This is a genomic window from Bradyrhizobium sp., assembly GCF_035652035.1.
Classification (GTDB): Bacteria; Pseudomonadota; Alphaproteobacteria; order Rhizobiales; family Xanthobacteraceae; genus Bradyrhizobium.
In genome coordinates this window covers 88260-100627 of the sequence record NZ_DASREO010000015.1, presented here as the reverse complement: position 1 = coordinate 100627, position 12368 = coordinate 88260, and the positions used below count along the sequence as shown (strand labels likewise).

Here is a 12368-nt window from a genome sequence, read left to right as displayed (position 1 = left end):
CCCGCTGGCGTGCAAGACCGGCCTCCTCACATCTTCTTCCAATCGCCAGCCTGCTCGAATGCGTGAGCCGCGCGGTAGATGGTGGATTCCTCGAAGTGACGGCCGACCAGCATCAGCCCGACCGGCAGGCCGTCAACCATGCCGCAGGGCAGCGACATCGCGGGATGATGGGTGATGTCGAAGGGCGCCGTGTTGCTGATCATCTCCAGTGCCCGTGCGACATACTCCTCGCGGCTCGCATTCGGCGGCGGCAAGGGCGTCGCCTTCATCGGTGTGGTCGGCATTAACAGGAGATCATAGTCCTTGAACACCGCGTCATAGGCGGCGGTCAGCCGGCGCGAGATGTTCTGCGCCTTGCCATAGAAGCGCGAGCCGAATGTGTTGTTGATATAGGTGCCGAACAACAGCAACAGCTTCGTGGTCTCGGAGAGAGAATCCGCCTGCCGGCGCCAGCCGCGATGAAAGTCCATCAACGACGTCGCATAGAGATCAGGACGGCTCAGGCCATAGCCGTCGCCGAACATCATGGTCTGGGTCATGCCTTCGGTGCCGATCGGCATCCAGATCGCGGGCCCGAGCAGATGCATCGGCATCGAGACCTCGCTCACTGCGGCGCCGAGATCCTTGAACCGCTTGGCGGCCTCGCGCACGCTTTCGTTCACCGCGCCTTCCGCGCCGACCTGCTCAAAACCTTCCTTCAGCAAGCCGATCTTCAGGCCTTTCGCGCCCTTGCCAAGCGCTTTGGTATATTCATCGACCCTGGGCGCCTTGATGCGGGGATCGTAGCCGTCATCACCGGCCAGCACCTCGAGCAGCAGGGCATTGTCTTCTACCGTCGCCGTCATCGGCCCGGTGTGATCGACATAGACCTCGATCGGCATGATGCCGGTGTAGGGCACCAGGCCCCAGGTCGGCTTCATGCCGTAGGTGCCGCAGAACGAGGACGGCATGCGGATCGAGCCGCCCTGGTCCCCGCCGATCGCCATGTCGACTTCGCCGAGCGCAACCACCACGCCGCTGCCGGAGGAGGAGCCGCCCGCCGAATAGCCCATCTTGTGGGGATTATGCACCGGCCCGGTCGCATTGGTGTGGCTGCCGCCGGAGATGCAGAAGGATTCGCAATGCGTCTTGCCGACGATCTCGGCGCCGGCATCCAGCATGCGCGTCACGATGGTCGCGTCGAAATCTGGGACATAGCCTTCCAGCGTCGCCGAGCCGTTCATCATGGGCACGCCGGCCAGCATGATGTTGTCCTTCAGCGCCACCGTCTTGCCCTTGAGCTTGCCGGCCAGCGCCCCCTTCACGCTTACCTTGCGGAACCAGGCGTTGCGCGGGTTCTCTTCCGGGCCCGGCCGATAGCCGGGCGTGCGCGGATATTTCACCACGGGCACCTCGTCGGGCATGGACGCGACGAGGTTGTAGGCATCCACGGAGCCCTGCATCAATCCGCGGAACGAGGCGACGTCCTCATCGGACAGTGAGAGACCGCATTGCGCCGCGACGGCGCGGAGTTGCGTGGGGGTCGGCAGCACGACGGACAAGGCACCCTCCTTAGGCTTGATCATCCCGGCGCGACGGGCGCGAGACATGTCTCGCGTTCGCCGCCGAGCTATTACAGACGGAAATATTTTCCTTTTCAAGTATATTTTTACAATGAGGCCGTCAGCCGGATAGTCATGCGCGGGTCAGATGGTCTTGATCAGCCTGAAGTCGAGGCCGTCGGCCTCGGCGAGATACATCAGCATCTCGGCGCGACCGTCGCGGATCGTCACGGGGCCGCGGGCGCCGCAGTAGACGATATTGCGTCCAGCGCCGAGCAGCGGCCTGAACTCCAGCGTGCCGGCGCGTTCGGCGGCCGCCTGCAGGAAACGCAGGCCCTCATAGTTGGATTGGGCAACCGAGCCGCATGGCGGCGCGTAGGCGCCGAACATGGCGTGATACCGGCTCAGGAAATCGTCATTGGCGCGCGAGCCGACCCCGGTGAAATAGCCGGAGGCGCAGAACAGGTTCTCGGTGTTGTCGGCCCCGATGCCGAGCAGCACCGTTTCGTCCATGGCGCCGGCAAGCCGCAACGTGGTCGCCGCGAGGCCCGCTTCGGCAAATGCCCGGTTGAAGGCGATGCTGTCGGTTCCGATCAGCGAAATCAGGACGACGTCGGGCTGGGCGGCTCGAATGCGGGCAAGATGTGCGGAATGATCGTCCTCGCCGACCGGAACGAACTCCTCGCCGACCAGCTGCCCGCCGGCCTCCGCGATGTATCGCTTGACCGCACGATGCGATTGCCAGGGCCAGACATAATCGCTGCCGATGAGATACCAGCGCGAGGCCTTCTTGACGTCGGCGAGCCAGTGAATCGCCGGCCGGCTCTGCCAGCGCGGCGTCTCGCCGATCGCCATCACGCCCGGCGTGCGCTCGCCGCCCTCGTAGACTGGGGTATAGACGTAGGGCACCCGACCGCGCGTCACCTCGCGCAGTGCAACGCGCACCGCGCTGATATGCGAGCCCATGATCACGTCGACTTCGTCGAAGGCGATCGCCTCTTTGGCGCGGCGGACGACGTCGCCGATCGGCCCGCCGGCGTCGAGCATCGTCACTTCGATCTCGCGGCCAAGGATGCCGCCGCGCTTGTTGATCTCGGAGGCCGCGAGCAACACACCGTTGATCGCGGCCGGACCCCAGATGCCGGGCGAGCCGGAGCATGTGAGGAAATTGGCGATCCGCAGCTTGCTATGGGCACGACGACGTTGGACAGCGCCGGCATCGGCGGGGCGCCACGGTGGATCAGCCGCAAAGCTCGACGGCCCCTTGAACGCGAGGGGTGGCATAGCCGGACCGCCGGAATTGAAGCTGACTGTCGAGAGCACGCCCACTCCTGTCCCATGACTGTGTTCTTGTACGGCACCACGCTGTGCCGCCGCCGGTTGTCCACCTGCCCGGAGAAATATCCTATTCGAAAATATTGAAACTTCAAGAATTGCCATGCATATAGAACGGGCAACCAACGCCAGTCATTCATTCACCAGGGTCAAACCGAAGTCGTTAGCCGTGGCCAAACCGCCCAGCCCAGATACTCCCATCACCGAACATCTCGCCTACCTGCTCGCCCAAGCCAACCGGGAGATCAACCGGCAGCTCGAGGCGCGCCTGGCGAAGGAAGGAGTGCCGGTCGAGCAATGGCGGATCCTGAAGGTGCTGTCCGACGGGAACGGCCGTTCGATGGGCGAGCTTGCCGGGGCCGTGCTTCTCAACCACCCGACACTCACAAAAATCGTGGACCGCATGGTCTCGGACGGGCTGGTCTACCGGGTGCAAGACCCGAATGATCGCCGCAAGGTGCTGATGTTCTGCTCCGATCGCGGCCGCGCCCTGTCCCAGCGCCTCAACTCGCTGGCCATGAGCCAGGAGGCGCATATCGTCGAGAACTACGGCAACAAGTCCACGAGGGAGTTGAAGCGGCTGCTCGAAAGCCTGATCGAGAGCGCCAATTGAGCAGCTCAAGCGCGAATGCAGCACCGCGGCTCCCGGAGACGGCCTAATCCGGATTCCGTCGTTTCGGCCCCATATCGATGAAGCATCAACACAATCTTGGCACACTGTTCGGGCGTTCTGTCCCGCCCAACAGGAAGTCTCTCTGCAGGAGATTGGTCATGCCAGCACCGATCGTCATGGGCTATCGCCGGTCATTTCGGGTGCACGGCTTGTGGATGTTTCCGGCCGTAATGCTCTGGCTTGGCACCTCCGCTGCGTTCGCGGTCGAAGCGCCAAGCCGGCCATCCCTGGAGCAGAACAGCTTTTATCTGTCGTCCGCCGGCTTTCATGTTCAGGTCGCCAACGATCCCGCGGGGCAAAAGGCGCTGCATGCGCTGCCGGCACACCGCTTCGTCGCGAACGGAACCGGCGAGTCCTTGCGCTACTATTATGCCGAGCCGCAGCATTGCGTCTGCATCTTCATCGGCACCCAACAGGCCTACGATCGATACCAAAGGATGGTCAACCAGCCGCTGAAGCCGACCGACAACGTGGCGCCCGATTACAAGACGCAGGCCGGCGTGCTGTTGAGCGGTCAGCCGTTGCGGCAGAGCACGCGCGGCGATCCCACCACGCTGTCGGACTATCTCAGCACGCTGTACCCTCACTATTGAAGGCCGCCCGCCGGCGACGACGCGACAAGTCAGCCTCTGGCGGCGCCGCCGCGCCTTGACGTATCTCTTACCTGCCCTGCCCGATTGCCTTGGCAGGCTGCCTTGAGGAGCCTTGCGAAACAACGCGCCGCGAAGGATGCTCGCAAGCTGCCGTTCATCAAGGGGATACCTCATGTCTGTCGACACCCAGGCCGCGACCGCCCGCCTCATGCGCTTCCTTGCCATCGAGGGCGTGACCGGCAAGGAGGCCGCGATCGGGCGCGAGCTGGCGTCGGCGCTGGAAGAAAGCGGCGTGCCGGCCGACGCGATCCGCCTTGACGACGCCAACACGCGCATTCCCGTGCCGACCGAAACGGGCAACCTCATTGTCGACCTGCCCGGCCGCGGGGCTATGCATAACCAGCCGCGGATCATGTTCATGACCCACATGGACACTGTGCCGCTGTGCGCAGGAGCGAAGCCGAAGCTTGCCGGCCGCAAGATCGTCAATCAGGCGAAGACCGCACTCGGCGGCGACAATCGCTGCGGCTGCGGCGTCCTTGTCACGCTGGCGGCCGAGCTTGCGAAGCAGAAGCTCGATCATCCCCCTATCACGCTTCTGTTCTGCGTGCGGGAGGAGAGCGGGTTATGGGGCGCGCGCCACGTCAAGGCCGAAGATATTGGCTCGCCGGTGATGGCCTTCAACTACGATGGCGGGTCTGCCTCCAATGTTACGATCGGCGCAGTGGGCGCGGATCGCTGGCAGGTCGAGATTTTCGGCCGCGCCTCGCATGCTGGCGTCGCGCCGGAGCGCGGGATCAGCGCGACCATGATCCTTGCGCTCGCGCTCGCCGACGTGAAAGCCGGCGGCTGGTTCGGCAAGGTGGTCAAAGGCAAGCGGCAGGGCACGAGCAATGTCGGCCCCGTCACCGGCGGCGACGGCCGGCCCGCCGGCGACGCCACCAACGTCGTCACCGACTACGTACACGTGCGCGGCGAAAGCCGCAGCCATGACGCAAGGTTCTTCAAGGAGATCACCAAAGCCTACAAGGCGGCGTTCGAGAAGGCCGCAAAGCGCGTCAAGAACAGCGAAGGCAAGTCTGGCCGAGTCAAGTTCAAGGCCGAGACCGACTATTACCCGTTCCGCATGAAGGAAGGCCTGCCCGTGGTCAAACGCGCGATCGCGGCCGTGTCTGCGAATGGCGGAACGCCGAGCGTCCGCGCCGCGAATGGCGGGCTCGATGCCAACTGGATGGTCCGCCACGGCGTTCCGACGGTGACCTTCGGCGCAGGGCAGAACGAGGCCCACACTATCGACGAGTGGATCAATCTCGATGAGTATGACCGCGCATGCGCCCTCGCGATAACGCTCGCGACGTCCTGATGCGCAAGGAATGGTCTCGCGACGTGATCGCGTGAGACCGCAGCTCGCAGGCAACTGCAAAGGCTCGGCGCTCTTCTTCCCTGAATCCTCCTCAGATTCCACGAAAAAAGGACCAAGTTCTGGAGGAGAAGGGCGCAATGAGAGATACCGTTCACACTTCGTGGATTGGCGGCGGGGTTGCCCTGGCGCTGACCGCACTCGCCGTCGCGACGTTTGCCTCGCATGCTGCTCCCCAACCGATCGCGGTCAGCTCCTACAGCTCCATGGCGGCCGCCAATTGCTGGAGCGAAGGTCCTGGCCGGGTCGAAGATAGCCCCACACGCGTCTGTCGCGGCAGGGCCATGCTCGTGGTTCTCGTCAGCAAGGACGACAAGCGCGAAACCGTTTCGGTCGGTTACAATCGCGTCGAGGCGGCGAAGGAGCCGGCCGCGCAAACCTTCTTCGGGCCGTTCAACTCGGCGCTGCCCATGATCGAATGGCGAATCGCGAGCAACAATCCGTTTGCGATGATCCAGCGCTGGCGGATCGCCGACATTGTCGATCAAACCATGAGCAACGGCGGCGGTCCGGAGGCCAAGCCTTTGCTGGTCGTGTCGCGGCTGCCGCCGGGCGGGGTTTGCCCCGTCGCCTATATAGATGCGGAGGCTAACCCGAATGCGGACGAACTAGCCCGCCAGGCAGCCGACCAGATCGCGCGCGATTTCAAATGCGGCACAGACCAAGCCAAGGTGCTGGGCACACCCGGCCGCGCAGCGGATCTCGCCACCCAACGCTAGCCAGCACACAACATACCCACGATCGAACTGCCGGACATCGACAATCGTCGCACGATCATAATGCTTGGCTGCACAGCCTGTTCGTGAATCGGCGTCGAACTGAGCCCGTTAACTAACGCCGGCCATTTCTGGTTGGCGAGTGGAAGAATCCGCTTGGTTGCGGTTCCGATCGGCCTGATGGCGACCCATCTCGATTTGCCGTTCTTGATTGGCTTCGGAGCGCTACTGCCGAAATCCCCAGCAGGCGTGCGATACGCAGCTGAACGGCTTCGTTCGGAGCCGGATCGCTCAATTCCGAGCAGTCACTGCGTCCAGCCATGGGCAGTTCAGAGGCGGTACGTGAGGGTCCGGCGCGCGGACCCCACGCGCGGCGGCGGACAGCCTCATGTCGCGGAAGCGCCCACGCTGCGCATCCGGCATGTGCAATCTCTCATGCCCCCATAGCGAAGGACCATCGAAGGTCTCGTGCGGCTGCCAGGTCTCTGGATCGATCACGCGCCCGCCCCAACCATATTCAATGAAGAAGCCGGACGGTGTGTTGACGTAAAAGGACGTCATGTGGTCGTTGGTGTGACGCCCCAACGTGTAGGCGATCCGGCCTTCGTCCAGCTGGGCAAGGTCATAGCCTTGACCGACATCGTCGAGGCTGCCGACCTCGACCATGAAGTGATGCAGCGCCTTCCGCCCGGACCCCACCATGGCGAAGCTGTGATGCCGGCCGTTGACGTGGAAAAAATACAGCTTGTACGGCGTCAGCCCGAAATCGGACACTTTGAAGCCGAGCAGATCGCGATAGAATGGCAGCAGCGCCTCGACGTTCTCGACGTTGAGGACGGCATGTCCCATCCCGAGCGCGCCGGTGCGAAAGCCCGAGATCGGCCGCGCCGGCCTGAAAGGATCTGATGCAAGCTCGGGCCCATGGAACGCTTCGAGCGGATTGCCGGCGGGATCGCTGAACGAAATCAGCTCGGAGACATGACGTTCGTCAGCGAGCGCACGCAATCCGCGCGTCACCCTGACGCCGTGATCATCGAGGCGGCCGGCGAGACGATCGAGTTCGCTCTGCGTTGCGACCTCCCAGCCCATCACGGCAAGGCCGGCATCGCTGCTGCCGTCGATGATCAGCCGCTGCTTGCGGTCGTCCATGCGGTAGGCGTTCACCTTGGCCGCCCTGTCGACGCGCTGCATTCCGAGCAGGTCAGTAGCCATGCGGCTCCACTGATCCATCTGGGAGGACTTGATGCCGAGGTAGCCCAGGGCGGTGATTTCCATGCTGTTTCCTCCCGCTCGGCCGGCTTGGGCCCGAAATCTGGTACCGGCCCCTCGCGCTCCTGCAGTAGACTGCAGGTCCTGCGGCCGGTTCTCATTCTCAGGCTACGATATCGGCCAGCAGAGACCAGGCAAGGGAGGAATTTGCAGGTGTCCAAGGAGCGGACGCAATCCGGGCAGCCGCGACAAGCGGAGGGCGTCCGCGCCTTCAAACGGGGCCTGGATGTGCTGCACGAAGTCAACCGTTCCGGCGGCATCCGCGCCGGGGACATCGCCCGTCAGCTCGATCTGCCGCGGCCGACCGTCTATCGCTTGCTCGAGACGCTCGAGGAGCTCGGTTATGTCGCCCGGAGCGCGAGCGACGACCGCTTCCGGGTGACCCGGCGCGCCTTGAGCCTCGGCGACGGCTACGACCCCAGCGTTTTCATCTGCCAGGTGGCAGCTCCTTATTTGGCGGAGCTCAGCAAGAACCTGGTCTGGCCGGTTGACCTGTCGACCTACGAGAACGCGGCGATGGTCATCCAGGAGACCACGCACGCGCGCAGCCCCTTGTCGATTGATCGTGGCATGATCGGCAAACGCCTGCCAATGCTGCGGACGTCCGCGGGCCGCGCTTACCTTGCGGCCTGCGCGCCGATCGAACGCGACGTGATCATCAACCATTTGCGCCGCATCGATGAAGCGGATGATCGCCCCTTTCTCGAGCCCGACCGGCTGAGCCGCATTCTCACCGAGACCTCTCGCCGCGGTTACGCGATCCGCGATGAAGGCGAATATAATCCCAAGACGTCCTCCATCGCGGTCCCGATCGTCCGTGGCGAGGTCGTGTTCGGCTGTATCTCCATCATATGGATCCGCTCGGCCATGACCCTCGACGACGCCGTCGCGCAGTACGCCGCACCTCTTCGAGAGACCGCGGCGGCGATCCCGGTCGAGGTCTAAGCCGCCCGCGGTGATCCGGCCGACGGTCGCCCCCGCATCACCATCTGCGCGTCGCACGCGTCCGCTGCGCGGACAGTTTGCGCGCGCGGCTTGCGGCAAGGCCGAACATCCGGAACAGATGGGGGCATGAACGATACTTCAGCATCGTCCCAAACCTTCGACGTCGTCATCGTCGGCCGCGGCCCGGTCGGCTCGACACTTGCCAATCTGCTTGGGCTATGCGGCCTCCGCACACTCGTCCTGGAGCGGGAGGCCAAGGCCTATCATCTGCCCCGGGCGGTGCATTTCGACGACGAGTGCATGCGTGTGTTCCAGACCATCGGCCTGGGCGAGGCTATCCTGCCGCACGTCATCCTAAGTCCCGGCATGCGGTTCGTGGACGCCGAGGGCCGGCTCGTGCTTGACTGGCCACGCTCGCGCGAGCTCACGCCGATGGGATGGCATCTGAGCTACCGCTTTCACCAGCCCGACCTGGAGGACGTCCTCAACAAGGGGCTGGAGCGCTGGTCCCATATTGAGGTCCGCAACCGGTGCGACGTCTTTGCCATCGACCAGGATCACACCGGCGCGCGCGTTCGCTACGAAGACCTTTGCACGGGGCAGCTCGTCGAGGTCCGTTGCGCCTATGTCGTCGGCTGCGACGGCGCGCGTTCGTTGGTGCGCCGCTTCATCGGCGCTGGCATGGACGACCTCGGCTTCCATGAGCGCTGGCTGGTGGTCGACGTTCTGCTCAGGGGCGAGCGGCCCGACCTCGGCGACTACAGCGTCCAGTTCTGCAATCCGCAGCGGCCGGCAACCTATATTCGCGGCACCGGCAGGCGCCGCCGCTGGGAGATCACGGTTCGTCCAGACGAAGATGCCCTGCTGGCCGCGCAGCCGGGGCGCGTCTGGGAGCTGCTGTCGCCGTGGCTGAAGGCCAACGAGGCCGAGATCGAGCGCGCCGCGGTCTACACGTTTCACTCCGCGATTGCCCAACAATGGCGCTCCGGACGACTTCTGCTGGCGGGCGATTCAGCGCACCAGACGCCGCCCTTTCTCGGCCAAGGCATGTGCGCGGGCATTCGCGACGCGGCCAATCTCGCCTGGAAGCTGGATTACGTTCTGCAAGGCAAAGCCGCGCCAGACCTTCTCGACACCTATCAAAGCGAGCGCGCGCCCCATGTGCGCGAATTCATCGAGCTTGCCATCCGGCTCGGTGGGCTCATCAACACCAAGGCGGTCGAGGCCGCGCTGGCGACCGGCATTCCGCACGATGACGGTCCTCTCAAGCTCGAGGTGCGAAAGCCGAGGCTCGGCCCGGGTCTCGCTTTTTCCAATACAGCATTGAGCGGAACGCTGGCTCCGCAATTCGGCCTGCCAAATAACGGGCGCAGCGATGACCGCGTGGGCTATCGCTTCGCGCTGCTGTGCAAGTCCGGCTGCGGCGCCGCACTGCTGCAGCAGCATCACCCCGAACTGGCAGGCATCGAGGTCCTGCGCGGCGAAGAAGCCACCGGTCTGGAGGCCTGGCTTGAGGAGCAAGGTCTCACGGCGGCACTGGTGCGTCCTGACCGCCATATTCTGGGAACGGCCCAAACAGAGACGGATGTTCCCGCGCTCCTGTCTTCGCTTCCGTTCTCGACCGCCATTCCGAGCGCCGCTTGAGTGCATCAACTGAAAGGATCCGCGCATGAAACTGCTTTCATTCCTCATTGAGGGACGTCCTTCGTACGGCGCGGTGAAAGGCGAAGGTGTTCTCGACCTGGGACGTCGCCTGCCCTGGCGAAGCCTGCGCGAATTGCTGGAAGCCGATGGGCTCAATCAGGCCGCGGCACAGCTCGCGTCCGGGCGGCCCGACTATGCCCTGAACGCGGTTAGCTATGCGCCCGTCATACCCGATCCCGGCAAGATCATCTGCGTCGGCCTGAATTATCGCGATCATGTGGCGGAGACTGGAAGGACGGTGACCGAGAAGCCGGCGCTGTTTGCCCGGTTTGCCTGCAGCCAGGTCGGACACTTGCAGCCGCTGGTGAAGCCCAAGGTCAGCGATGATTTCGACTATGAAGGAGAGTTGGCCGTCGTCATCGGCAAGCCCGGCCGGCACATTCCCGCAAACCGCGCGCTGGCCCATGTCGCCGGCTATGCCTGCTACAACGAAGGCAGCATCCGCGACTGGCAGCGCCACACCAGCCAGTTTCTGGCCGGCAAGAGCTTTGCGGAAAGCGGCAGCTTCGGTCCGTGGCTAGTGACCACGGACGAAATTCCCGATCCGTCAAAGCTTACGCTGCAAACCCGACTGAACGGCGCGGTCGTGCAGAACACGACGACTGATCTGCTGATAACGCCCGTGCCGGAGCTGATCGCCTACATCTCGACCATCTGCCCGCTTGCGCCCGGCGACGTCATCGTTACCGGCACGCCCGGCGGCGTCGGCGCCAAACGCACGCCGCCGCTGTGGATGCGGCCCGGCGACACTGTCGAGGTCGAGATCTCCGGCGTCGGCATTCTTCGCAACAGCGTGGTTGCCGAGGCCGCTTAGGTCTCGGAGCCGCGGCCAGCCGCATCAGACCAGCGGCACGAACTCATCAACAAACAATATGGGAAACGACATGGGCACTTACCGCAAAAAGCTGACCTCGACCTTGCTATTCAGTCTCATTCTCGCCGGCACGACGGCTCATGCGGAAATCAAGGGCGACGCCATCCGCATCGGCGTGCTCACCGACATGAACGGCATGTTCGCGACCGCGATGGGTCCTGGATCGGTCGAAGCGGCGCGCATGGCGGCGGAGGAGTTCGGCGGCAAGATCAATGGCAAGCCAATCGAGATCCTGCAGGCCGACCACGAGAACAAGCCGGATCTCGCCGCTTCCCTTGCCCGCAAATGGTTCGAACACGACGGCGTTCAAGCGATTGCGGATGGCGGCAGCTCAGGCGCGGCGCTGGCCGTCCAGGAACTCGTGCGCAGCAACGGCAAGATCTTCCTGATCTCGGGTGCAGGCGCCAACCAATTGACCGACGACGCCTGTGCGCCGACCAGCGTTCAATGGACCCAGGATGCCTATTCCACGGCAACGGCGGTCGTGTCGGGCATCATGCACTCCAGCAAGGAGCCGTGGTTCTTCATCACCGGTGACTATGCCTTCGGGCATTCGATCGAGGCGACGGCGCGGGCGCGGATTGCCGAGCTTGGCGGCACGGTGGCTGGCAGCGTGAAGGCGCAACTTGGCACGCCCGACTACAGCTCTTTTCTGCTGCAAGCCCAGGCCTCCGGCGCAAAGATCCTGGCCGTCAATGTCGCCGGCGACAACGCCACCGCGATCAAGCAGGCCGAAGAATTTGGCCTTGCGGCCCAAGGCATGAAGATCGTTCCGATGTCGTTCCAGAACGTCGATATCGAGGCCGTTGGGTTGAAGGCCACCCACGGCGATCTCATCGTCACAAGCTTCTTCGAGGATGTCTCCCCGGCGGCCCGTCGCTTCTCCGACGCGTTCTACGCCCGCCGGAAAGCAATGCCGTCGCAAATCCAGGCCGGCGTCTATTCCGCCGTGCGCCACTATTTGCAGGCGGTGAAGCATACCAATTCCGACGACGGCCCGACCGTGATGGCGCAAATGAAATCGACGCCCGTGTCGGACGCCTACACCACGAGTGGCCGGATCCGCGACGACCAGCGGATGGTGCACGATCTCTACCTGGTCCAGGTCAAAACACCGGCCGAATCCAGGGGCCCCTGGGACCTCGTGAAGCTGGTCGCCACCATTCCGCCCGACCAGGCCTTCCGTCCGCTCGACCGCAGCAAGTGCAGTCTCGTCGGAAGGTGATTGCGCCGCTGCCACGTGATACCGAGGGTACAGCGAGCAATTCTGACCGGCACGCAGCGGAGCAGACGTGCTA

Annotated in this window: 11 protein-coding genes; 8 read left to right on the top strand and 3 right to left on the bottom strand. The window is 64.0% G+C overall.

What is annotated here, in order from left to right:
- Nucleotides 1–26: 26 nt before the first annotated feature.
- Nucleotides 27–1541, bottom strand: a complete 1515-nt coding sequence (locus VFB05_RS05390) for an amidase (protein ID WP_325009614.1) — start codon at nucleotides 1539–1541, stop codon at nucleotides 27–29.
- A gap of 144 nt (nucleotides 1542–1685) precedes the next feature.
- Nucleotides 1686–2864, bottom strand: a complete 1179-nt coding sequence (locus VFB05_RS05385) for a substrate-binding domain-containing protein (protein ID WP_325009612.1) — start codon at nucleotides 2862–2864, stop codon at nucleotides 1686–1688.
- Between the two features lie 181 nt (nucleotides 2865–3045).
- Between VFB05_RS05385 and VFB05_RS05380 the strand changes: the two genes are divergently transcribed.
- The 4 genes from VFB05_RS05380 to VFB05_RS05365 all read left to right on the top strand — a co-directional run bounded on the left by VFB05_RS05380 (nucleotide 3046) and on the right by VFB05_RS05365 (nucleotide 6281).
- A complete protein-coding gene (locus VFB05_RS05380) occupies nucleotides 3046–3489 on the top strand; it encodes a MarR family winged helix-turn-helix transcriptional regulator (RefSeq protein ID WP_325009610.1) in 444 nt (147 codons plus the stop codon).
- Nucleotides 3490–3647: 158 nt separating this feature from the next.
- Complete coding sequence (locus tag VFB05_RS05375) at nucleotides 3648–4142, top strand: hypothetical protein (RefSeq protein WP_325009608.1); 495 nt, start codon at nucleotides 3648–3650, stop codon at nucleotides 4140–4142.
- Nucleotides 4143–4314: 172 nt separating this feature from the next.
- Nucleotides 4315–5505 carry a M20/M25/M40 family metallo-hydrolase gene (locus VFB05_RS05370; RefSeq protein WP_325009606.1) on the top strand — a complete coding sequence of 397 codons (1191 nt, stop codon included), beginning with the start codon at nucleotides 4315–4317 and terminating at the stop codon, nucleotides 5503–5505.
- 137 nt (nucleotides 5506–5642) lie between these two features.
- The gene (locus tag VFB05_RS05365; RefSeq protein WP_325009604.1) at nucleotides 5643–6281 is read left to right on the top strand and encodes a hypothetical protein; all 639 of its coding nucleotides are present in this window, start codon (nucleotides 5643–5645) and stop codon (nucleotides 6279–6281) included.
- A 288-nt stretch (nucleotides 6282–6569) separates the two neighbouring features.
- Here VFB05_RS05365 and VFB05_RS05360 read toward each other — a convergent pair whose 3' ends face one another.
- Nucleotides 6570–7553 carry a VOC family protein gene (locus VFB05_RS05360; RefSeq protein WP_325009602.1) on the bottom strand — a complete coding sequence of 328 codons (984 nt, stop codon included), beginning with the start codon at nucleotides 7551–7553 and terminating at the stop codon, nucleotides 6570–6572.
- A 147-nt stretch (nucleotides 7554–7700) separates the two neighbouring features.
- On the opposite strand from VFB05_RS05360, the gene VFB05_RS05355 reads away from it, so the two are divergent.
- The 4 genes from VFB05_RS05355 to VFB05_RS05340 all read left to right on the top strand — a co-directional run bounded on the left by VFB05_RS05355 (nucleotide 7701) and on the right by VFB05_RS05340 (nucleotide 12295).
- The gene (locus tag VFB05_RS05355) at nucleotides 7701–8492 is read left to right on the top strand and encodes a DNA-binding transcriptional regulator (RefSeq protein ID WP_325009600.1); all 792 of its coding nucleotides are present in this window, start codon (nucleotides 7701–7703) and stop codon (nucleotides 8490–8492) included.
- A gap of 126 nt (nucleotides 8493–8618) precedes the next feature.
- Nucleotides 8619–10136, top strand: a complete 1518-nt coding sequence (locus VFB05_RS05350; protein ID WP_325009598.1) for a bifunctional 3-(3-hydroxy-phenyl)propionate/3-hydroxycinnamic acid hydroxylase — start codon at nucleotides 8619–8621, stop codon at nucleotides 10134–10136.
- A 25-nt stretch (nucleotides 10137–10161) separates the two neighbouring features.
- On the top strand, nucleotides 10162–11010 hold the full coding sequence (locus tag VFB05_RS05345) for a fumarylacetoacetate hydrolase family protein (RefSeq protein ID WP_325009596.1): 849 nt from the start codon (nucleotides 10162–10164) through the stop codon (nucleotides 11008–11010).
- A 70-nt stretch (nucleotides 11011–11080) separates the two neighbouring features.
- Nucleotides 11081–12295: an ABC transporter substrate-binding protein gene (locus VFB05_RS05340; protein ID WP_325009594.1), complete on the top strand. Its 1215-nt coding sequence runs from the start codon at nucleotides 11081–11083 to the stop codon at nucleotides 12293–12295.
- The last annotated feature ends 73 nt before the right edge of the window (nucleotides 12296–12368 follow it).

Excerpts from the sequence above, each read along its gene's own strand:
- VFB05_RS05375 (WP_325009608.1), top strand. The coding sequence starts at position 3,648 with ATGCCAGCACCGATCGTCATGGGCTATCGCCGGTCATTTCGGGTGCAC.
- VFB05_RS05370 (WP_325009606.1), top strand. The coding sequence starts at position 4,315 with ATGTCTGTCGACACCCAGGCCGCGACCGCCCGCCTCATGCGCTTCCTT.
- VFB05_RS05365 (WP_325009604.1), top strand. The coding sequence starts at position 5,643 with ATGAGAGATACCGTTCACACTTCGTGGATTGGCGGCGGGGTTGCCCTG.
- VFB05_RS05360 (WP_325009602.1), bottom strand. The coding sequence starts at position 7,553 with ATGGAAATCACCGCCCTGGGCTACCTCGGCATCAAGTCCTCCCAGATG.
- VFB05_RS05350 (WP_325009598.1), top strand. The coding sequence starts at position 8,619 with ATGAACGATACTTCAGCATCGTCCCAAACCTTCGACGTCGTCATCGTC.
- VFB05_RS05345 (WP_325009596.1), top strand. The coding sequence starts at position 10,162 with ATGAAACTGCTTTCATTCCTCATTGAGGGACGTCCTTCGTACGGCGCG.
- VFB05_RS05340 (WP_325009594.1), top strand. The coding sequence starts at position 11,081 with ATGGGCACTTACCGCAAAAAGCTGACCTCGACCTTGCTATTCAGTCTC.